This window comes from Pseudomonas sp. KH_046_1, from assembly GCF_057839025.1.
In genome coordinates this window covers 318308-339208 of sequence record NZ_CM174481.1, presented here as the reverse complement: position 1 = coordinate 339208, position 20901 = coordinate 318308, and the positions used below count along the sequence as shown (strand labels likewise).

The window sequence follows — 20901 nt, the reverse complement described above, 5'->3', positions numbered from 1 at the left end:
CTGGGTTCTCGCTCTTAGGGTTCGAGGGCTGGATCGGCGGACAGCGTCCGGGCACCACGGCTGCCGGCCAGCACCAAGGCGCCATCGGCGGACTGGGTGGCGCCGGCGACCGGGGTCGGTGCCGGTTGCTGCTTCAGACGCAACTGCGCGCCCGTCCCTTGGCTGACCAGCATCTGCCCGCCCTGGGTGAACAAGCGATAGTTGCCACGGGCATCGATCAGGCCCGCGGTGATGCTGACGTGCAGGCCGCTGTCCAGCGCAGTCCAGTTCTGGCCGCCGTCGGTGCTGCGCAACACGTTGCCGCGCAGACCGTAGATCAGCACTTCGCCCGGCTTGCCGAGCACGCCGAAGAAGCTGCCTTGATAAGGCGTCGGCACGCCATTGAAGCGTTGGGCGCTGTCGTCCCATTTGAGCAGCAGGCCTTGTTCGCCAGCGATGTACACACCGTCGCCGGTGGAGGCGATGGCGTTGAGGTGGAAACCCTGGGGGTTGTCGGTGCGGTCCTGGAATGGCGTCCAGGTCAGGCCACCGTCGTCAGTGCGCAGGATCAGGTTGAACACGCCGACCACATAGCCGGTCTTGTCGTTGGCGAACCAGACGCCGAGCAGCGGTTTGTCCGCGCCCTGATCGGCCAGCCTCTGGCCCTCGGCGACCAACAGCGGCCATTGCTCATTGCCCGGTTCGGCGCTGGCCAGCGCCGTGTAATGCTTGACCAGCAAGGCGCCGATTCGGCGGCCGTCGAGCTGTTTTTGCCAGGTTGCGCCGGCGTCGCTGCTGTGCAGCACCACGCCGTCATTACCCACCGCCCAGCCTTGGGTGGCAGTCGGAAAATTCACCGCAGTGAGGTCGGCACTGGCCGGTACGGCGGCCTGTTGCCAGTGCTTCCCGGCATCATCGGAAAACAGAATATGGCCACGCTGGCCAACGGTAATCACCCGCCCGCCGGCGTGGGTCATGCCGGACAACGGGCTGTTGATCGCCAAGGCACTGACCCTGGCGGGCAGGTCCAGCACATCGACGTAATCGGCCGCCTGGGCGATGCCCTGCGACAGACCGAGCACAACGCCAAACGCCAGCTGCAACCTATTATTTTTATACGAACACATACTGCGTCCTCTTCGGGAAACCGCGCCGGGGCACACATCCGTGTGCCAGACGTTCAAACCGAACACCCGCTCGGTCTCGCCACCTTGTGAGCAGCGGACCCTGCGGACGTTTTATTGCGGTTGGCTTAGCGAATACCGGCGCCGGCCAGGGATTCCGAAGACCACTGGGCCTTGGAGAGCGGCTCGATGTACTTGATGCCGCCGTAAGGGCCGACTACACCGTTGATGTTGTAGGAACCGCCGACCAGGTCGTAGATCATGAACGGCGTGGAGTCCGGAACCTGCTTGTCATAGCTCTGGCTCAGGAAGGCGAAGGAACCGCGATAGAGCTGACCACGGGCGTCGTATTGATCCGAGGCCAAAGCGGTCCAGCTGTCTTCGTCGAGGTAGAAGCGGCGCTTCTGGTAGATGTGACGTGCACCGGCCTTGAGGTTGCCTTCCACGACCCAGACGCGGTGTTTTTCCCAGCGTACGAAGTCAGGCGACAGGTGATTGGCGGTGGTCAGCGACTTCGGATCCTGCACGTAGGTCAGCTTGTAGGTGTTGTAGGGCACGATCATTTCCTGCTTGCCGACCAGCTTCCAGTCGTAGCGATCCAGCGCACCGTTGAACACGAACACGTCATCGTAGGTGCCCGCGCCAGCGGTACCCGGGTTAGGCGTGTCGTAGGCCAGGCTCGGAGCCAGCTTGACCCGACGCTGCCCCGGCAAGTACTGCCAGGCGCGACGCGGTTGCTGCAACGGGTTGGCGGCGTCCTTGAGCATGATCGCCTCGCCGGCCCGGCGCGCAGGGCCGGTGTACGCCAGTTTCATCTGGTAGTACACGTCGGCGCTGCTGATCGGCTGCGAGAGGTTTTCATAGATCGGGTAGGAGATGTTCGCTTGCCCGGTGGTCGCCAGACTAGGGACGCCCGCAGAGTCAACGTTCCAGGAGTCGTACTTGGAGCTGATGCTGACGCCTTGGTAGCGCAACAGGAAGTTCCACATCGCTTCGTTGCCCGACTGCGGAATCGGGAACGGCACGCCCGGCAGCACGTTGTCGATGGCCAGGCCACCTTCCAGGGACTTGGCGCCGCTGGCGTTCTTCACGCCGTTATCCAGAATCGCCTGGGGCAGCGAAACGGTGCGGTGCGTCGGGAACACGTCGACCCGGAACGTCGGGAAACGCTTGGCCAGTTCTACCGTGGTCGCCGTGAGCAGGCCCTTGTACTGATCGACGTTCTTGCCGTCGATCACCAGCACCGGCTTTTCACTGGCAAACGGATCCGGGCGCATGCTGTCGCCGGCCTTGAAGCTGGCCGGCGGCGTGGTCAGGCCACCGTTGTAGGCAGGAATGGAACCATCAGCGTTCCCGGCTTTTTCAGCCCCTACCTGGGTCAGGCTGGTGCCCAGCTTGGCAGCTTCCTGAGGTGAAACAGCGGCCTGTGCCTGGGCGGCAAGGACCATGGCCAGCGACGCGGCCAACACGGTTTGTGCAAATTTCATCTTGTTATTCTCCTGCTTGCATTGAGCAAATCAGTGGTGAATCAAAAGGTTGTTTTCATCGTCAGGTACACCGCGCCACGGTCCTCAGTCGTGGCACCACCACCGGAGAAGGACGAGTAGCCACCGGCGTAGCAGGCGTAGTTTTCGTTGCCGCTGAAGGCGTTCGGCGCAGCGCCGTCACCGCCGGTTGGGCCGGTACTCACACCGCTGACATTGCACTTGTCGGTTTCGCCAAAGGAGTCCACGTACTTCAGGTCGACAAAGTATTTGTTGTACACAATGGCGCCCACGCCCACGGCATAGTTGCCGGTGTCCTTGGCACCGCCACCGGAGACCGGCGACACGCCGGCGAGACCGACGTTGACCGACATCGGCGCATTGAGGTCGACACCCGGGAACACCTGGTACCAGGTCGGTGTGAAGTTGACCGCCAGACCCCAGTTGTCACGGGTCGGTGCGTCGATGCCGCGATAGCTGCCCTTCCCCTTGTAGAGCGCTTCGTTCTTGCCATCGAGCTTGAGCAGGTTGCTGTAGTACAACTCGGCAAGCACAGTCGCCTGGTCGAACACCGGCGTTTTCGGCAGGGTCATCAGACCGTTGAGGGTCCAGTGCAGGGTGTCGCCGGTGGCACTCATGCTGTCGCCACGGCTTGGGGTGTCGTAGATCACACCGGTGGCGTCGGTACGCGCCGGCAGCAGACCCAGCCCTTGCCCCAGGCCCAGCGGGCTGCGGGTACTGACGATCGCCGGGATACTGGCCAGCGGCATGTTGTGACGAACGTTCAGGTCCGAACCCACGCTGATTCCACCCACGTCCTTGGACAGGCTCAGGCCAAGGATCTTGATGTTGTCGGCATAGGCCAGTTGATAGGTGGCGGTGTCCAGCGAATTGAGGGTGTTGATCACCGCCGGCACTTGCCCTGCCGGCCGGGTGCCGTTCGGGTTGGCCGAGGTGATGCCCCGGGCGTCCAGCCAGGCTTGCGGCAGGATTTCCGAGGTTTCGCGGTAGTAAACGCCGAGGGTGCCATCCAGCCAGGCCGGCGACCACTTGGCCATGACGCCCCAGTCGCCGCTGTCATGCGGCGTCAGGTCATGGCCACGGCGCACATTGGTCAAGGCGTTGCACGGCGCCAGGCCACAACCCAGCGGGCTGCCCGGTACCACGCCGTTGGTGTTGCCCAACAGGAACGATTGCGCGCCGAAACCGACCAGGTCGGAACCACCGTAATAGGTGCCCGCTTCCGGCAGGCGCGCGGCATCCCAATTCAGGAAGTACTGGGCCCCCACGGTCAGCTCGGGATTGACGGTGAACGTCATCGACAACTGGTTACGCGGAACGAACAGCTCCTTGGCCTCGGTACCCGGCGACGCGGCAAGCTTGGCCAGGTCGAGGCCGGACTGGCCGTAGCTGACCGAATGCACCGGGTTGAGAATGGTCTCGCCCCAGAACACGTTGTGCTGACCGGCCTTGGCGCTGAACATCGACTCCTCGCCCACTTCGGTGCTGTAGAACACGAAGGCATCGAGGATCTCGCCCGAAGGACCGCTGTAGTAGCGCTGGGCATAGTTGCTCAGGTGCGGGCTGCCATTGCCGACGTTGTCACGGGTGACCCCGGCCAGGCGCGGGTCGTTGGCAATCAGGCCCGAACGCGCATCGTTGCCGTTGACGAACGGGTTGGAATTGGAACCGGTGTTGTCATAGGCCTTGTCGTACCAGCTGGCGGCGCTGACGCGAAAGCCCATGGCGTTCTTGTAGACCACGTCCATTTCGGTCAACAGGTCGATACGGTTGGTGATGTTGGTACCGGCCTTGCGGAAGTTGTAGTCGCCGTCGTTGTTGTTCGGCGTTCCCAGCATGCGTTTGTCGGCGCTTTCAGTGCGTACGCCGTAGTTGTACTTCACGGTGTTATCCAGACGCGCGGTCCAGTCCGGGTTACCCAGATCGAGCTCGACCGCATGGGCCACGGGTACGGTTGCCGCGAGAATGGCCGAGGCCAGCAGACTGCGACGCAGGGTGAAGGGGTGACTATGTTTCATATGGTTAGCTCCATTTCTTATTATTGTTGGGGATGCTTGGACCGACGGAATCCGCCCTCGGCCTTGATGAGCAGGAACTGACTGGTCGACAACTGAGATCGCTGCCGTCGAACCTGACACCTGCTGCCGGAAAGCAGGGGAAAAGGACATAGCAACCTGACATTCGAACAGTTAATTAAACCGCTCGGCCAAGATAGGCGGTCTCGACACCGGCTTCGTGGATAGCTATCGGTGTCGAGGGCCCGTTTTGCCTTAGTGGAAGGCAGTGAGATCCTGTGGCTGGATATCGTTCGCCTCGCAGTGATCGAGGTAGCGCTGAAGCGCGGTTTTCCAGTTCTCGATAGCAATGACCTTGTCGTTCTCATCGACGAAGATGAGGTCTCCGCTCACGATCACCAGTGTCAGCATGTATTCACCACCTTCAGTGCTGACTACCTCCGGTTGGTGAGTGGATGCGGCGGTCTCGTAGACAATGCTGCCCGGCCCCGCGATCCAATCGTGCTCTTTGTACTTCCACTGGCCTTCCAGGGTGTACACGATGACGGTGCCGGAGTGATGGTGCCTCGGCAGTTCCATGTCGATGGGCGCCTTCATCAAAACGATGATCTCGCCGCGGATTGGGTCGAGCTTGAAATATTTCAGGAAGACGTTATCTGCATATGGGGTGAAAGGAACCCAAGGCAGCGATTCGCCGTGCATAACGGCAGTTTCAACTTGTTGAAAAAGCATGACTATCTCCATTGCTATTGTTTTTACCAGAAGCTGACCGCTCGGCTTGACCGGCGATCTACGCGCACGACAGATCCAGCGCGAGGCGCAGACTTCTGGAGATTGGGTGGATCAGATAAGAGGGGTACCGGTCAACGTCGCGCGGAGCATCTTGCGCGGCGCATTGCCGTAGTCGGCTACTGCGTAGTGCTGGCACAGCAGGTTGTCCCACATCGCGACGGTATTAGGTCGCCACTTCAGGCGCACCTGGTATTCCGGAATCGCAGCCTGAGATGTCAGGTAGTTCATCAAATGATGAGCCTCCGGCATGAAGTCCTGGCCGTATCGCGCATCCTCGAAGTTGTAGAAATTCGAGAAATGGGTCGTGAACGCGGAGTTGACAAACAGAACCTTTTCGCCCGTCTCAGGATGGGTGAGCACAACCGGATGCTCAACGGAGGGGGTCTTCGCGGCCATCGCATGACGCTCTTCGAGCGGCAACTGGGCACCAAAGGTCTGCTCGGCACTGTGCTTTGCATACAATCCATCGATCCGTTGCTTGATGCTTTCGGGCAGCTTTTCGTAGGCCATCACCATGTTGGACCACATGGTGTCCCCGCCGGTATCCGGACCCATTTCTAAACGCAATACGGCTCCGCGGGGTGGTGCCTTCTTGAAGGTGACATCGGCATGCCAGAAGTTTTCACGACTGATTTTCTCGACGAGATTAGGCTTGCTCGGATCGATATTGCGGTACAGCATCAACAGCTTGTCTGCCTCCGGATGGCTCGGAGCAATGGGATGGGCTTCCAGTTCGCCAAATTGCGCTGCGAATTTCTGCTGCTCCATCGCGGTGATATTTTGGTCGCGAAAGAACAGCACTTTGTGCTTGAGCCATAGTGCCCGGATCTCTGCGATCAGCTCAGGGTCCTGGGCAGCGTCGGCCAGGCTGATGTTGCTGATCTCGGCGCCGATGTTAGGCGTGCAAAGCTCGACCTTGATCGAATGTTGAAGAACCGAAGGTCGGATGATCGCCGGTGCTTCAGGCTTGGATTGCGGAGAACTGACTTGAAATGCTGTTGTTTTTATCATTGAAATCTCCAGTCTCTGGATGTACGCCGGCATGCGATCGCATGTCTGGCAAATCAGACAGGATCAAAGCGAGCCAATGGCATTGCTTCGGACCCTTGGAGAGATGCTAGGGATTACCGTCGTCGCGCCCTTTGCAAGACAGGACAACATGTTTTCATTTTGGGACAGCGAAGACGGCTGGGTATCCGGCTTCGTCAATGCTTCCCGGGAGGGGGCGGTGTCATATGGGAGGCCCCAGCTGCTGCCTGCTCACGATGCTGCATGGCCCACTCCGACGGGGACATGCCGAATTGGCAACGGAACCAGCGAGAGAAGTCGGCGCCCGATGAAAAACCCACCAAGTCGGCGATTTCGTAGAGCTTGCGCTTGCTAGTCATCAGGTACTCTTCAGCGAGTTCGACGCGCACCGCATTGATCACCGAAAGTACACTCTCGCCGACTTCCGCCAAGCGCCGATTAAGCGTGCGGCGATGCATCCCCAAGTGCTGGGCGACGCGCTCTACCGAACAGGTTCCGGTGGGCAGAAGGATCCTGATGACCTGGCGCGCCCGATCCAGAGGTTGATCGCCCAGGTCCACCAATTGCATGTCCAGCCAGCGCTTTACTTCGCGATTGAACTTGGGTGTGGCCGCGACAATCGGCAAGTCCACGTCGCGGGCTCGGCAGACGACGGCGTTGAACTCCTGCACAAAATCGATTGCCGTTCCGAGCACTCGGCGATGGACGTCCAGCCTGGCGGGCCGGTCATGACTGAAGCAGATGGTCACCGGTTTGAAAGCATCGTGCGCCAGCGCCTGATAGGACCGAACAATAATGCCTGTTGACATTTCGACCGCCTGGCGCAAAAGCCCCGGGTGCTTCAGCTTTATATCCACATGTAGAAGCACCAGGTCTCCGGCGTCCTCCAGGCGCAATTGCACCCCGGCATTATGAAGCTGCATATAGCGCACGGACGACTCCATCGCAGCGCGCAGGGTGGGCTCCTCGCGCATCATCAGGGCAAGCATGCCCAGGTCGGCCAGGTCTCGGCGTTCCGCCATCAGCAGGCCGAAGGCTTCCTGGCCGGAAAGGCGTGCCGACTCTTCCAACAACCAGCAGACCGAATCACTGCTGACCAGCAGATTCGGATCGTCAAGCACACGGAGTGGCAATTTAGCCTGCCGCAACATCCGGAAAGGATCCAGCCCGACTGCTCGGGCGATGGACTCGTAGCTGGCCAAACTGGCACTGCGAATCAGGTTGGACATGCGGTCGCCCTCTGTCCCATTTGGATAAATTGGTGTCCTGAATAGCCAAACTCAACCAACCCTATCTCGTCAAGCTCAACCCATACAAACAACAATATGACGAGTACTGCGATGAATTTGGAACATATCCACGACCTGTCCCTGCGGGACGTAGACGCTGCGCACACGTTCGCCCACAACTTCATTAACACCAACGGCATCCGGATGCACTACGTCGAGGAAGGCCAGGGGCCTCTGGTCATCCTACTGCATGGATTCCCCTACCTCTGGTACATGTGGCGACGACAGATCCCGGCCTTGGCGTCAGCTGGTTACCGAGTGGTCGTTCCTGACCTGCGAGGTTTCGGCATGTCCGACAGTCCCGCTGCGGTCGAGGACTACGACATGAGCCAAGCGGTGGGTGACATCGTCGGTCTGGTGCAGGCCTTGGGCGAAACCTCCGCAATCGTCGTTGGTCACGACCTCGGGGCCTGGGTAGCCCAAGCCTGCGCCATGCTGCGTCCGGAACTGTTTCGCGCACTGGTCATGCTTAACACGCCGGTGCCGCCGCGCGGCAAGATCCGACCCACAGACGGCCTGCGGGCGATGGCCAAGGGCAAGGGCTACCACCACCTATACTTCCAGCAGCTGGAAAAGCCAGACCGTGAACTGGCCGCCGACACGCGCAAGACCTTGCGCAGCATCTACTACTCGATCTCGGGCGATGCAGTCGGTGCCGAGCGCTGGCGCCTGTTCATCGAGCCGGATGAGCCCATCCTCAATGCCTTCACCGATCCGGTTGCGTTCCCCGCCTGGTTGAGCCCGGAAGCGATCGACTACTACGTGGATGAGTACACCCGTGCTGGCTTCACCGGCCCCTTGAACTACTACCGCTGCCGTGACCGTAACTGGGAGATTTCTGCCTTTCTCGATGGCGCGGTGGTACGCCAGCCCAGCATGTTCATCGGTGGCGCCAATGACCCATCCCTCGAGCCGCCGGAGGTTCGCGGGCTGTATGAGCAGCTCGACTCCTACCTGGTCGGACTGCGCAAGAAGGTACTGCTTCCCGGTGTAGGCCACAGCGCGGCGGAAGAAAAGCCAGAGCAGATCAACGCGTTGCTTCTCGAGTTCTTCGAACAACTGGACAACAACTAAGTCGCTCCCGCGTTGGCTATGCGCCAAGGTATTTCACATGAACAATAATAAGAAGGTGTCCAACATGAATGGACTGATGCAGCAGCAGTCGCTGCTTATCTCGACGCTCCTCACCCATGCCGAGCGCCATCATGGCGACCAGGAGGTCGTCTCCCGCCGCGTCGAAGGTGATATCCACCGACAAACCTATCGCGACCTCGGGCAGCGTGCGCGTCGCCTGGCCAATGCACTCACTTCGCTCGGCGTCAGCTTTGGTGACCGCGTCGCCACGCTTGCCTGGAATGGCTACCGCCACATGGAGCTGTACTATGCCGTATCCGGCTCGGGTGCCGTGCTCCACACGCTGAACCCACGATTGCATGCGGACCAGGTGAAATGGATCGCCAACCACGCCGAGGACAGCGTTCTCTTCTTCGATCTCACCTTCCTGCCGCTGGTCGAATCCATCGCTGGCGAAGTCTCGACCATCACCCGCTTCGTTCTCATGACGGACCGAGCGCATATGCCGGCGATTACCTCGATCCCCGATCTACTTTGCTACGAAGATTTGATCGAAATGCATGTCGATGACTTCGTATGGCCAACCTTCGATGAGAACAGCGCATCGTCGCTGTGCTACACCTCCGGTACCACTGGCAACCCCAAGGGCGTGCTCTACAGTCACCGCTCGACGCTTCTGCACACTTATGCCGCCGCCCTCCCCGATGCCTTGAACTGCTCGGAGCGTGACACCATCTTGCCAGTGGTGCCGATGTTCCATGTCAACGCCTGGGGGCTGCCGTACATGGCCTGCATGGTCGGGGCCAAGCTTGTATTCCCCGGCCCATTGCTCGATGGAAAATCGCTCTACGAGTTGTTCGAGGCAGAGAAAGTCACCCTGTCCGCTGGCGTGCCCACCGTCTGGCAAGGCCTGCTTGCCCATGTCGAAGCAACCGGCAATACATTCTCGACCATGCGCCGGACGGTAATCGGCGGCTCGGCCTGCCCCCCGGCCATGATGGCGGCCTTCCAAGACCGCTACGACGTACAGGTGCTGCATGTTTGGGGCATGACCGAGCTGAGCCCGCTCGGGACCGTGTGCACCCCCAAGGCCAGGCACCTCGCCATGGATAGCGCCGAACGCCGCGCCCTGCAGACCAAACAGGGCCGGGTCGTATACGGCGTCGATATGAAGATCGTCGGCGAGGATGGCAAGGAACTTCCGCGTGACGGCAAAGCCTCGGGCGAACTGATGGTTCGCGGCCCTTGGATCATCTCCTCTTACTTCAAGAGCGACGGTGGTGATCCCCTGGTGGACGGCTGGTTCCCGACAGGCGATGTCTCGACCATCGATACCGACGGCTTCATGAAGATCACTGACCGCAGCAAGGATGTCATCAAGTCCGGAGGTGAGTGGATCGGCTCCATTGATCTGGAAAACATCGCCATGGCTCATCCAGAAGTTGCGATGGCCGCGTGTATTGCGGCCCACCATCCGAAATGGGATGAGCGCCCGCTGTTAATCGTGACCCGCAAGCCCGGCAGCGAACTTTCGCGCGACGAATTGCTTGGCTTCTATGAAGGCAAGATCGCCAGATGGTGGGCTCCGGATGATGTTGTGTTCGTTGACAGCATCCCGCTCGGCGCGACCGGCAAGATGCTGAAGAACAAACTTCGTGAGAGGTTCCAGGACTACCGACTGCCCACCGCCTAAGGGCCGGCCTTCCTCAACGCTCGGGCGAGTAGCAACACGTTCCCATGCTTGCCCGAGCTGCACGCAGGTCAAGGCCCGGTTCACGAGTTCGATCAGGACCGTGCAAATAACAACAAGAAGCGCAGATTCAAGGAAACGCCATGACTGTTCACCACGCCCATGCAGACAAGATCGAAACTTCGACCGTCAGCGCGCCCCGGCTGTATGCCTGGGTCGTCTTCGCACTGAGTTTCGGCTTGCTGATTTCCGATTACATGTCGCGACAAGTGCTCAATGCAATCTTTCCGCTGCTCAAATCCGAGTGGACCCTGAGCGACGCCCAACTCGGTCTGCTGAGCGGAATCGTCGCTCTGATGGTGGGCCTGTTGGCCGTACCCTTGTCAATGATGGCCGACCGTTGGGGGAGGGTCCGCAGCTTGGTGCTGATGGCCGCGCTTTGGAGCCTGGCTACACTGAGCTGCGGCCTTGCGCAAAATTACGAGCACATGTTCCTAGCCAGGTTGTTGGTTGGTATCGGCGAGGCAGCCTATGGCAGCGTCGGCGTCGCTGTGGTGCTTTCGGTTTTCCCTAAGCACATGCGTGCGACCCTCATCAGCGCCTTCATGGCTGGCGGCATGTTTGGCTCAGTACTGGGCATGGCACTGGGTGGCCTCATCGCCGAGCACCTGGGCTGGCGTTCTGCCTTCGTCGTCATGGCGACATTCGGCCTGGCGCTCGCCGTCATCTATCCACTGGTAGTGAAGGAGGCGCGCCTTGGCAACTGCAATCAGGCCGCTGGCCAATCCGCCGAGTCAGGCGGCAAGAGCCCGCTGCGCACGCTGTACTCTAGTCGTTCGGTAATCAGCGCCTACGTCGGCAGCGGCCTGCAGATGTTCATCGGCGGCTCGTTGATAGTCTGGTTGCCAAGCTACCTGAATCGTTATTACCACATGGGTACCGATCAGGCTGGCATGATCTCCGCCCTACTGATCCTGACCGGTGGCGCCGGCATGATCCTCTGCGGCATCCTCAGCGACCGCCTGTGCCGCAAAGCTCCCGAGCGCAAGATTTCCCTGGCCATCGCCTACTGCCTGATCACCAGCATATTGCTGTCAGTGGCCATGCTGTTGCCCCCCGGCGTGGTGCAACTGGTGGTCATCGCTCTGGCCATGTTGGTGGTCACTGGCACATCCGGCCCAGCCGGCGCCATGGTCGCCAACTTGACCCACCCCTCGGTGCACGGCACAGCCTTCGCTACGCTGTCTCTGGCCAATAACCTGCTTGGCCAGGCGCCCGGCCCCTATATCACGGGCTTGCTGGCCGACAACTTTGGCCTCGACCGCGCCTTCCAGTTGATCCCGCTGATCAGCATCGCCGCAGCCCTCGTGTTCTGCTACGGCAAACGCCACTACCAACGCGATATCCAGAAACGGGTACCGGCAGTCGCAGGTGCGACGCCAGCCGGGAGGATGTCATGAACGCCCCAATCAAGCCGCCCATGACACAACCACTGCCTTGTATCCAAGAGAGTCTTGCATGAGTTCCATAACCATCGCCTCGCTGGGGGTACGCAGCCAATTGCTGATGCCCGGTTTTATCGTCAGCGCCATGGTCGCCGCTGCGGCCACGTTCCTCTCCGAGCACTACGGTGCACCCGTGATGCTCTTCGCATTGCTACTCGGCATGGCGATGAATTTTCTATCCGGTGACGGGGTGTGCAAGCCGGGCATCGAGTTCACGGCCCGCGAGATCCTCCGGGTCGGTGTTGCGCTGCTCGGCATCCGCATTACGCTGGAGCAGATCGTTGCCCTCGGCTGGCAGCCGGTGGTGATGGTAGTGATGTCGGTCGTGGTGACTATCCTGGTGTCCATCGTCGCGGCCCGTGCCATGGGCTTCAACACCTTGTTCGGCCTCCTTACCGGAGGCGCCACCGCGATTTGCGGCGCGTCGGCGGCCCTTGCCTTGGCGGCAGCGCTGCCCGGCCATGCGAAGAAGGAGCAGGCGACGCTTTTCACGGTTATAGGCGTTTCGGCGTTGTCCACCGTGGCAATGATTCTTTACCCGATGATCGCCCAGTTTTTCAACCTGACCCCGCTCCATGCAGGCTTTTTCCTCGGCGGAACCATTCACGACGTCGCCCAAGTGGTTGGCGCCGGCTACAGCATGTCCCATGAGACCGGCGACAGCGCCACGGTTGTGAAACTGATGCGCGTGGCGATGCTGCTACCAGTGATCCTGTGTGCTGCCATGATCACCCGTGCCCGCGGCGCCGAACCTGGCAGCAAGCGACCACCGCTGCTGCCGTGGTTCGCAGTGGGATTCGTAATCCTTGCCGCAGCCAACAGCACCGGGTTCATTCCACAGGTGGTTCAGGACGCCGGCAACAGCCTGTCACGCTGGTGCCTGGTGATTGCCATCAGCGCACTAGGAATGAAGACACAGCTCAAGGAGCTGGCCGCAGTGGGGATCAAACCCATTCTATTGATGGTGGGGGAGACTGTATTCCTTGGCGCATTGGTGCTGGCAATGCTGCACTGGGCCATGTGAAACGAACCTTTGCGGGGTTATCGAAGTTCTTGTCAAACAGGGCTTTATGTCGCGTCGGAGTCGTGTACCAGCTTCTCCGTTACGCGGCATTTTTATATCGCAGTTTTTTAGAAAGACCTGTCCCGAGCTTCCAGAAATGTGCATTAGCTTGACGGCGAACTGAGGCGGCAGACGGTTGCAATCAATAGCGGGGACATGACCAGAGAAGAAAACATGCTGGTGGCGCAGGCGCACTCGAGAAGCTCGCACAGCGCGCTGAGCCAGCACACAAACCACGCGTCCTCTTGCTGTAATGCGTTGGAATCTGCAGTACACAAAGCCTGCAAGCCGCGAACGGTGGGACTTACAAGGTGGCTCCGCAATTTGTTAAAGGCGAGGTTTAAAACCTTGAAAAAACCCAGTTCAGAGCAAGACAGGAGCAAGATGCCCGAGAGGACCGAATGCGCCGAAGACAGCGCCGTGTAAGGCCTGGAGCTGAAAACAGAAATTAATCTTATAAGAGGATTTAAAGCGACGAAGCGAGTGAACCCGAGGCAGGCTCGGGCCTCAACGGGGGGCATTTTATCGGCAAACCTAGCCTCTGTTCGGCGCCCCCAAAACTACGTTATGACCGTCAGCAATCGGCCGATTCTGTTGAAAAAGTCGGATTTTCAGCTCGCCTGAACTCAGACACGACCACCACCGGAGAACCTACTCACCACATTGAGTGGTTTCTCGGCCCTTCGTTGAGCTTTGTAGCTCGGTTATTGGGTTGGTTTGAGGTTTTTTGCTTCGTGCAGGCGCACCTATCCCGTGGCAGGTGGCCCTTGAGATGTAAATTTGGCTAGCCGTCGTAGGTTCTGCACCGCAGCGGCCAGCGTGAATTCATCAGTCGCGCCACTCATGCCACGTAGTCGCAGGCGATCCAATTTCAGGATGCGCTTGAGGTGGGCAAACAACATTTCGACCTTTTTACGTTCGTGGCGAGAGCGCACGTACGCAGGTGTCGCTGCGATTCGCCGAGCCACATCGCGGGCGGCTTCATGGACGTTGCGAGCGATCTTGCGGAACGCAGTATTCGGGCAGCACTTGGCTTTCATCGGACAGGCAACGCAGTCGATCTGCCTGGATCGGAAGATGACGGTGTTGGCTTTGGTGACGTGCGAACGCTCGTTCTTGAAGGCTCGCCATTCGCTGCGCAATGGGTTGCCGGCCGGGCAGCGGTATTCCTCAGCCGCTTCATTCCAGTGGAAGTCGTTGCTCGAAAAACTGTCGTTCTTGCGCTCGGTTTTGTCCCACACCGGCACGTGTGGTTCGATGTTTTTTTCCTCCACCATCCAGGCCAACATCGGCGCTGTACCGTACGCGGTATCGCCGATGAGGCGTTCCGGCTTGATGTCGAACTGCGCTTCAACGCGATCGATCATCGTCTTGGTGCTCTCGACTTCGGCCGTGCGATGAGCTGGTGTGGGTTCCACATCCACGATGACTCCGTGCTCGGTATCGATCAGATAATTCGTGGAGTAAGCGTAAAACGCTGGGCCACCTGGAGCTGCGGTCCAGCGGGCTTGAGGATCAGTCAGCGATAGGCGCTTCGGTAGCGTTTCGGCCAGAGCCTCTTCATCGAGGGCTTCAAGGTACTCACGCACGGCGCGGGTGCTCAGGGCTGGATCGCTCCAGTTGACCGGTTCATCTCCTGGTACACCGCGCTGCCGGCTGGCATCTGCTTTGATGATGCTGGCGTCCACGGCAAAGCCTTCACCTTTTACCAAGCCTGCGTTCATGCAACGACGCAGCACTTCATTGAACAGCCAGCGAAAGAGATCGCTGTCCCGAAAGCGGCCGTGTCGATTTTTGGAAAAGGTCGAATGATTGGGGACTTCATCTTCAAGGCTCAACCGGCAGAACCAGCGATAAGCCAGGTTCAAATGCGCCTCTTCGCACAACCGCCGCTCTGAGCGAATGCCGTAGCAATAGCCCACGATCAGCATGCGGATCATCAGTTCGGGATCAATCGACGGACGCCCAATCGGGCTATAGAAATCGGCGAGGTAATGGCGCAGGTCGCTCAGATCGAGACACTGATCAATGCTGCGCAGAAGGTGATTGGCCGGGATGTGATCTTCAAGGTTGAACGAGTAAAAGAGTCGTTCCTGCCCACTCGATAACTGTCCCATCATGCTGCGTGCTTCCCTGCTGGCCAATGTAGAGATTTTGCCGCAGGCCAGACAGGGGAGCTACTTTTTCAACAGAATCGGCCAGAAGCGGTCAGTCGCTCAAAACACTTAAAAACCACTGATTGCTAAAGTAATCAGGATCCGAAAATAGCTCACTCGGTCGAAGGGACGGATGCTTTGCTGCCCAAGCGGATTAGTTCATTGGAGAAACACAGGCCGACGATGATCAGTGCCGCTCCCGCGTACAGGCTTTCGCGCGGTACTTCATTGAGCGCCACAAACGCCAGCAGCGCGGCGAACAGTGGCTCGGTCAGCTCCAGCGCCTGCACTTGGGATGGCTTGAGATACTCGATGGCCTTGGTGGTGCAGAAGAAGCCCAGGATTGTCGGCAGCGTTGCCAGCGCCAGCAGTGCGGCGATCGCCAGCGGCGACAGCTCGCCCATCGCAAAACCATCGGCCGCAGCCGGCATCAGCAGGTACAGGCTGCCAAAGAACAACAATTGTCGGGTGAAGTGCAGCCCCCCCGACACACCCATACGCTTCATGGCAACCGAAAAGGCACCATAGCCGCAGCCGGCCATGGAGGCGAGCGCAGCACCTTGCAGGGTAAAGCCCTGCTGCAGGTCGCCGCCGAAGATCACCGAGATCCCAGCGATAGCCAGTGCGGCGCCCACGGTAGCGTTCGCGGTGATGGCATCCTTGAGGAAAATGCGCCCCAGAATGATCGAGGAAATTGAGGCACTGGCCATCAGCACCACCACCACACCTGCTGCAGCGTAGTGTCGATAGGCGGACGTTTCGAAATGGAACAGCACAAAGATGCCAAGGAATGCGCAGATAGCCGCCTGAGTCCATTTGGTCGACGCCGCCGGGCGCTTGAGGAAAAACAGTAAGATCGAGAGAAGCACGCAACCAAGTACGGTCTTGATGACGGCGACACTGCTAGCGGTGAAACCATTCGTCATGAGTACTTTGCTGAGTACACCGATCGTTGCGTTCAGTGCCGCAGCGGAGAGTGCAAATATGACGCCTTTGCTGAAAGTAGATTGCATTGATGACGATCCCTGTCGCTGATTTGTCGTTCGATAGAATGCCGCCCCACATCGACGGCGCAAAGTTTGAGGATACGAAGATCCCACCAACCCCAGTATTTATTGTGGCATAAGCTGGATCGCCCAGTAGGGTGCTGTAGGCCTTCTTGAAGTTCCAGTACGAAATGGCAGAAAAAAGATGGTGGATCAGGTGGACGTTCACTCCCATGCATCGCTGTGAAGTAATGCTCAAGCGTATGGCTGAGGCGATTCAGTGTTAGTTAAACATACCCCCAAGCTAGAGGCGATTATGCACCCAGTTCTCCCAGCATAGGATCGACAATGACTCGACAAGGGCCGATTTCAAGCACGATGGTTGCACTTGAAAGTTGATGAATCCGCATTACTTACCTTAGGGAAGTCCATTTAATCGGGGCTGACGGCTTTGTCGCCCCCAAGAGAAGTCAGCGGGCCTTGCCCTTCGCTATGCAATATGAGTTGACGAACGTTGCGGTGTGCTGCAAAGACTGGCGTATATCCGGTTTGGCTATTCCATGCCTGTTGGCAAATTGCTCGACCGCCGCTGTATCAAAACGAGTGGTCTGGATAAAGTCCAAGGCTTCGGGTTTTGTATTCAAAAAACGCGCGACGGGAGGAATACTCAGTAGCAACTTCAGAAATCGCAGCGAAATGTAATGCTTGGGAGACTTTAAGCCGACGGGTTTTGCCACCTGTACCAGGAGTTCTTGCAAGTTGGGAGTTTGGTCATCAAGCGCCAGCAGTTCCTGACCCACCATGGCAGGATCAAAAGCACAAACCGCCACCAGTTCAACCAGGTAATCCACGGTAACCAGTGGTAGCCAGTGCTCGGCGGTACCGGGCACTGCAGTCAGCTTTCCCTGTACAAGGTTGCGTATCAGCTCCACCAGCGGCTGACCGTCAAGGATATGCCCCGTGCGGCTGTGGCCACAAACCGTCGCGGGGTGGACAACGGTAATCTCCCCGCCCTTGGCGGACATGACCTCTAGGGTCGCAAAATGCGCCTCCAGTTTGCTCCCCTCGTAACCACCGACATGCCGGTAGACGGCAGGCCAATTCGTCAGCTCCGGATAACGAGGATCAATCCCGATGCGTTGCAGATGTTCATGATTTTTCAGCATGTAGCCGCCGATCATCACAAACCGGCTTTTTTGCTCAGCCGCCAACAGCGCCACGCGCTTTGCCCCTTCTACATTCACCGCACGAGAATGCTCCACTGAAAGCCCCCAAGCGAAGTGGGCGCCTAGGTGGAATATGACTCTGGCGTGCCTTAGCACTTCTCGGTCAGCAAGACTCAGCCCGAGGTTGTCCCGTTCCAGATCGCCAGCTACGGCAAATACCCGGGTTGCGCTCCCGCCCAAATTGTCGACTTGCTCCCGCAGTGCGGCTAGTCGCTCTGGGCGACGCATCAACACCCGAATGGTGTGACCTTTTGCACTCAGGTACGCCACCAAATGTTGACCGATGAAGCCGGTACCCCCCGTGACAAAGCACTCCACGCTCATTTCCCTGCTCCTGGTTAAGGTGAGAAATCAAGCGTAAACTATCGACCCAACTCTATAGTCAAGCGGTGTTTTCATGAAAATCGGCGAACTCGAGGCCCGCAGCGGCGCCAGCCGCCATACGCTGCGTTACTACGAGCAAATCGGCCTGATCTCGCCGCTGCGGGGAACTAACAACTATCGCGTTTACACAGCGCAAACTCTGCAGGATCTGGACTTTATCCAGCGCGCGCAAAGCATGGGGTTTTCCCTGGGGGAAATAGGCGAGATTCTGGATGCGCAGCGGAACAAGCTGATCGATTGTGCTGACGGCGCTAAGCTAATTGAAAAGAAGATGGCAGAAATCAAACAGAAAATCGCCAACTTCCAAAGCATTTATCGGTATCTGGATGAAGAGCGTGCAAACCTCGAAGCCAGTGCTGCCAAGCAACTTGAGCTTCAGCAGCTGAACAACTCTTCCAACTGAACTGTCAGCATCTGGGAAACGGAAGCTGCAGCCTGCTTCCAGTTTCAAGCCCATCGCTTACGCATGTTCTAAAACCTTCTGGCCAGTCCCTGGACAGTAAGCGTCCACCCAAAAGACCTTGCGTGGTTAAACGGGCGCCCATCTATGCGGCAGCAACTCGATAATCTCACTCGGCCGTTGCATCGGCAGTCGCGTGAGCACGCCCTTTAAATACGCATACGGATCATGGCCGTTAAGCCGTGCCGACTGGATCAAGGCCAATGGCTTTCACCCAGCCTTTGACGATACGAGCGTATTGCCGAGTGGATAGATGGTCTGGGGTATGCAACCGGCTCGGAAAAAGGCAGTCCTCGCTGCGGAGTTGGGCTTGATGTATCCAGGCCGCGAGAGCAGACCGTGTTTGCTCAGTGATCTCGAACTGCACTGGCCGCTGCGTTTTCTGCTGCATCACCATGGCTCGTGATGACACGTGCTCGCCATGGGCAACGTCGCGAACACGGAGCTTGGTTAAGTCGCAGGCTCGAAGCTTGCTGTCGATGGCTAGATCGAAGAGAGCCAGATCCCGGGTTCTTTCGGCAATTTGAAGCCTTACTCGGATGGCCCAGAGATCTCTCAGTCGAAGCGGGGTTTTCTGCCCGACCAATTTTCCCTTGTTCCAAGGCTGACGGCTGCAGACGGCGATGATGTACATGGCAAGTCCTCCACGTGTGGGAGTACAAGGATGGCTAGCCAGAGCAATGGTCGCTAACCGGCCAGGAGCGGACGCTGGACACAGCGATGGCAAATTGGTTGCGTCACGATGCTGCTTTCGAATCTAGAAGGCTGTAGGGCTTGCCGTCACCCTTATCGTGTTTCTCTCTGGGCGATTTTGCGTTTGCCGCGACCACCTCTAAGCTAGATAAGGACTTACAAAACGACAAGGAACGTTATCCGACACGCCATCACGACAAGAAACGCGACATGGCATGTCGCCTAATAGTAGGTGGGCCTAAAAAACGTGAAGCGCTTTCTTCAAGCATTCCTTCTAGTTGGCGTGGGGATAGCGCTCGGCGCATGGCTATCTTCACAAGGCAATGGAAAAAAAGGACACACACCCGAGTTGGAGCAGGCACGGCTATACAAGAGCATCCGGTCGTGTGCTGAGCCTACGTCAGAAGAGGGCAAGACGTTTTCGCTGGCTGCGGACGTTTTGGAACAAAATCTGCGTACTGAGGGGCTCTGGCTAGACATTGGGGTTGAGAGGTTCCTTGCTCATGGCTTCTATCGGGCGACAGACAAGGGGCTGCCGATACCGGTATGCGCACCGCAGAGCATCTATTCCAGAGCAGGTAAAGTCATTACTCAACGTCGCGGGCTCAAAGGTCATATTGAACGATACCAACTCGAACTCGCTGCACGCATTCCAGACCCCTCGCCCTACATCGTAGATAGGGTCGGAGAAGTAGCGTTTTCGCAAGAGCCACATAGTGAAAGGGAGTGGCCCTACCGAGATATCCGACCGGTCGCAAGAAGCGTCCTCGCAAACTACGGTAAGCACGCCCTGAAGTACCTTGAGGTAGCACGAGCTCAAATGTCGGACGAAGACTCGCTTGGAACGAGCGCCTCACAGATTGCTGGCGCTGCGGGCGACGACTCCGACCTGAGAAGGGTTGAAATGCTGATGAGCCAAAGGCTAGCGTCCACACCGCAAGAGCGCACCCTTTCAATAGATGAGCGCAATCGCCTATACGAGCTGGCATACACGTTTACCTATGCCGGCAATCGCGCTATAGCTCATGTCGGCCCGGTTAAAACCCTCATGACCAGAAAGGTCAAAAGCAACGCGACGATATTTGGTTTAGTCGATCTGAACCCGAAACAAATGTGCCACGTGCTCGAGGCAGTTGGAGATTTCAAGGCGCTCGCTGATTACGACTACTGCCAAGATCCAAAGTATCCGTATCCGCAATGAATGTATGGCCCAACAACAGGTTCGAGCCGCCGTCACTGCTTTCTCATCGAACTGGAAAACACGGTTACAGCATAGTGCGATGACCGCTATAAAGGGTCGTTTTTAGCCGGTCGCGACAGACAGCAATCGGCAAGAAGGCACGAGGATCAAAAATGGAGTTCATCTTCGACGTCGTAATCAACCTATTGGCTCATCGGATTGGCGTTTACGTGCTGGGCTTACTTAGTGGCGGCCGTTTCAAGGGAGAAAGCGGTTTTGCCTGGGGCTGGGCAGTCGCCGTCGGCGGCTTGGTGCTGTTCGCTCCCTTCATGGCTTTCATAGCGTGGCTCATTCATACCAGTGGCCAGTGAGGTGATGCACAACAGCACTTGCAGCTTCGAAAGCCATACGCCCTTGCGGGACATCCAGAAAAAAACAATGGGTCCTCCCGAAGGGGTGGGGCAAGGGGGTAATTCGGGCCCCGCGTCTTCGGTATATATGACCTTTTTTCGGTGGTTGGTTGTTGTTTAGTCGCTCACTGCAAGCCCTGCCCCCTATGGGTTTAGCTGGCCTGTACATCGCAACGACTCAGGCTAGCCATATCGATACCTGAATGGCCTAGGTTGGTGTATCGCCGAGGGGCTTCCGCGGATGGCGAAAACAGCCATTAACGGCATGACCAGACTGATCGATTACCGATTGGGTCGTTAGATACAGGGTCAATTTGGCCACGGCTCGTGCAGACAGGTGC

16 protein-coding genes and 2 pseudogenes are annotated in these 20901 nt (G+C 58.3%); 7 read left to right on the top strand and 11 right to left on the bottom strand.

Annotated features, from left to right (window positions below):
* Positions 1 to 14: 14 nt before the first annotated feature.
* The 6 genes from AC3IT9_RS01510 to AC3IT9_RS01485 form a co-directional block, all read right to left on the bottom strand.
* Positions 15 to 1106 (bottom strand): WD40/YVTN/BNR-like repeat-containing protein, encoded by a 1092-nt coding sequence (locus AC3IT9_RS01510; protein ID WP_489271798.1) that lies wholly within the window; start codon positions 1104 to 1106, stop codon positions 15 to 17.
* Between the two features lie 125 nt (positions 1107 to 1231).
* Positions 1232 to 2590 (bottom strand): DUF1329 domain-containing protein, encoded by a 1359-nt coding sequence (locus tag AC3IT9_RS01505; RefSeq protein WP_489271796.1) that lies wholly within the window; start codon positions 2588 to 2590, stop codon positions 1232 to 1234.
* Between the two features lie 41 nt (positions 2591 to 2631).
* Positions 2632 to 4626 (bottom strand): DUF1302 domain-containing protein, encoded by a 1995-nt coding sequence (locus tag AC3IT9_RS01500; protein ID WP_489271795.1) that lies wholly within the window; start codon positions 4624 to 4626, stop codon positions 2632 to 2634.
* 252 nt (positions 4627 to 4878) lie between these two features.
* Entirely contained in the window at positions 4879 to 5355 is a 477-nt protein-coding gene (locus tag AC3IT9_RS01495; protein WP_223516303.1) for a 2,4'-dihydroxyacetophenone dioxygenase family protein, read from the bottom strand.
* A gap of 111 nt (positions 5356 to 5466) precedes the next feature.
* The gene (locus AC3IT9_RS01490) at positions 5467 to 6336 is read right to left on the bottom strand and encodes a TauD/TfdA dioxygenase family protein (protein ID WP_489273473.1); all 870 of its coding nucleotides are present in this window, start codon (positions 6334 to 6336) and stop codon (positions 5467 to 5469) included.
* A gap of 284 nt (positions 6337 to 6620) precedes the next feature.
* Complete coding sequence (locus tag AC3IT9_RS01485) at positions 6621 to 7673, bottom strand: AraC family transcriptional regulator (protein ID WP_489271793.1); 1053 nt, start codon at positions 7671 to 7673, stop codon at positions 6621 to 6623.
* A 111-nt stretch (positions 7674 to 7784) separates the two neighbouring features.
* On the opposite strand from AC3IT9_RS01485, the gene AC3IT9_RS01480 reads away from it, so the two are divergent.
* The 4 genes from AC3IT9_RS01480 to AC3IT9_RS01465 all read left to right on the top strand — a co-directional run bounded on the left by AC3IT9_RS01480 (position 7785) and on the right by AC3IT9_RS01465 (position 13026).
* On the top strand, positions 7785 to 8807 hold the full coding sequence (locus tag AC3IT9_RS01480; protein WP_489271791.1) for an alpha/beta fold hydrolase: 1023 nt from the start codon (positions 7785 to 7787) through the stop codon (positions 8805 to 8807).
* A gap of 37 nt (positions 8808 to 8844) precedes the next feature.
* Positions 8845 to 10500 (top strand): 3-(methylthio)propionyl-CoA ligase, encoded by a 1656-nt coding sequence (locus AC3IT9_RS01475; RefSeq protein ID WP_489271790.1) that lies wholly within the window; start codon positions 8845 to 8847, stop codon positions 10498 to 10500.
* Between the two features lie 140 nt (positions 10501 to 10640).
* The gene (locus AC3IT9_RS01470) at positions 10641 to 11957 is read left to right on the top strand and encodes an MFS transporter (protein WP_489271789.1); all 1317 of its coding nucleotides are present in this window, start codon (positions 10641 to 10643) and stop codon (positions 11955 to 11957) included.
* A 58-nt stretch (positions 11958 to 12015) separates the two neighbouring features.
* A complete protein-coding gene (locus tag AC3IT9_RS01465) occupies positions 12016 to 13026 on the top strand; it encodes a YeiH family protein (protein ID WP_489271788.1) in 1011 nt (336 codons plus the stop codon).
* 785 nt (positions 13027 to 13811) lie between these two features.
* On the opposite strand, the gene AC3IT9_RS01460 is transcribed toward AC3IT9_RS01465, so the two are convergent.
* The 3 genes from AC3IT9_RS01460 to AC3IT9_RS01450 form a co-directional block, all read right to left on the bottom strand.
* Positions 13812 to 15185 carry a transposase gene (locus tag AC3IT9_RS01460; RefSeq protein ID WP_489271786.1) on the bottom strand — a complete coding sequence of 458 codons (1374 nt, stop codon included), beginning with the start codon at positions 15183 to 15185 and terminating at the stop codon, positions 13812 to 13814.
* 149 nt (positions 15186 to 15334) lie between these two features.
* The gene (locus AC3IT9_RS01455; RefSeq protein ID WP_489271784.1) at positions 15335 to 16234 is read right to left on the bottom strand and encodes a DMT family transporter; all 900 of its coding nucleotides are present in this window, start codon (positions 16232 to 16234) and stop codon (positions 15335 to 15337) included.
* 443 nt (positions 16235 to 16677) lie between these two features.
* Complete coding sequence (locus tag AC3IT9_RS01450) at positions 16678 to 17757, bottom strand: SDR family oxidoreductase (RefSeq protein WP_489271782.1); 1080 nt, start codon at positions 17755 to 17757, stop codon at positions 16678 to 16680.
* Between the two features lie 73 nt (positions 17758 to 17830).
* On the opposite strand from AC3IT9_RS01450, the gene AC3IT9_RS01445 reads away from it, so the two are divergent.
* On the top strand, positions 17831 to 18220 hold the full coding sequence (locus AC3IT9_RS01445; RefSeq protein WP_489271781.1) for a MerR family transcriptional regulator: 390 nt from the start codon (positions 17831 to 17833) through the stop codon (positions 18218 to 18220).
* Positions 18221 to 18346: 126 nt separating this feature from the next.
* Here the strand turns inward: AC3IT9_RS01445 and AC3IT9_RS01440 are convergent.
* Positions 18347 to 18481, bottom strand: a pseudogene (locus tag AC3IT9_RS01440) (transposase domain-containing protein); the annotation flags it as partial.
* Positions 18468 to 18911: pseudogene (locus AC3IT9_RS01435) on the bottom strand (tyrosine-type recombinase/integrase); the annotation flags it as partial. The pseudogenes AC3IT9_RS01435 and AC3IT9_RS01440, both read right to left, overlap by 14 nt.
* 306 nt (positions 18912 to 19217) lie before the next feature.
* Between AC3IT9_RS01435 and AC3IT9_RS01430 the strand changes: the two are divergent.
* Both AC3IT9_RS01430 and AC3IT9_RS01425 read left to right on the top strand, forming a co-directional pair.
* On the top strand, positions 19218 to 20171 hold the full coding sequence (locus tag AC3IT9_RS01430) for a hypothetical protein (RefSeq protein WP_489271779.1): 954 nt from the start codon (positions 19218 to 19220) through the stop codon (positions 20169 to 20171).
* 152 nt (positions 20172 to 20323) lie between these two features.
* On the top strand, positions 20324 to 20521 hold the full coding sequence (locus AC3IT9_RS01425; protein WP_151214065.1) for a hypothetical protein: 198 nt from the start codon (positions 20324 to 20326) through the stop codon (positions 20519 to 20521).
* Positions 20522 to 20901: the final 380 nt, after the last annotated feature.

What these genes read in the sequence shown, in the direction of transcription:
- AC3IT9_RS01495 (WP_223516303.1), bottom strand. Translation starts at nt 5,355, where the DNA reads ATGCTTTTTCAACAAGTTGAAACTGCCGTTATGCACGGCGAATCGCTG.
- AC3IT9_RS01455 (WP_489271784.1), bottom strand. Translation starts at nt 16,234, where the DNA reads ATGCAATCTACTTTCAGCAAAGGCGTCATATTTGCACTCTCCGCTGCG.
- AC3IT9_RS01480 (WP_489271791.1), top strand. Translation starts at nt 7,785, where the DNA reads ATGAATTTGGAACATATCCACGACCTGTCCCTGCGGGACGTAGACGCT.
- AC3IT9_RS01505 (WP_489271796.1), bottom strand. Translation starts at nt 2,590, where the DNA reads ATGAAATTTGCACAAACCGTGTTGGCCGCGTCGCTGGCCATGGTCCTT.
- AC3IT9_RS01445 (WP_489271781.1), top strand. Translation starts at nt 17,831, where the DNA reads ATGAAAATCGGCGAACTCGAGGCCCGCAGCGGCGCCAGCCGCCATACG.
- AC3IT9_RS01510 (WP_489271798.1), bottom strand. Translation starts at nt 1,106, where the DNA reads ATGTGTTCGTATAAAAATAATAGGTTGCAGCTGGCGTTTGGCGTTGTG.
- AC3IT9_RS01460 (WP_489271786.1), bottom strand. Translation starts at nt 15,185, where the DNA reads ATGATGGGACAGTTATCGAGTGGGCAGGAACGACTCTTTTACTCGTTC.
- AC3IT9_RS01485 (WP_489271793.1), bottom strand. Translation starts at nt 7,673, where the DNA reads ATGTCCAACCTGATTCGCAGTGCCAGTTTGGCCAGCTACGAGTCCATC.
- AC3IT9_RS01450 (WP_489271782.1), bottom strand. Translation starts at nt 17,757, where the DNA reads ATGAGCGTGGAGTGCTTTGTCACGGGGGGTACCGGCTTCATCGGTCAA.
- AC3IT9_RS01500 (WP_489271795.1), bottom strand. Translation starts at nt 4,626, where the DNA reads ATGAAACATAGTCACCCCTTCACCCTGCGTCGCAGTCTGCTGGCCTCG.
- AC3IT9_RS01475 (WP_489271790.1), top strand. Translation starts at nt 8,845, where the DNA reads ATGAACAATAATAAGAAGGTGTCCAACATGAATGGACTGATGCAGCAG.
- AC3IT9_RS01425 (WP_151214065.1), top strand. Translation starts at nt 20,324, where the DNA reads ATGGAGTTCATCTTCGACGTCGTAATCAACCTATTGGCTCATCGGATT.
- AC3IT9_RS01465 (WP_489271788.1), top strand. Translation starts at nt 12,016, where the DNA reads ATGAGTTCCATAACCATCGCCTCGCTGGGGGTACGCAGCCAATTGCTG.
- AC3IT9_RS01470 (WP_489271789.1), top strand. Translation starts at nt 10,641, where the DNA reads ATGACTGTTCACCACGCCCATGCAGACAAGATCGAAACTTCGACCGTC.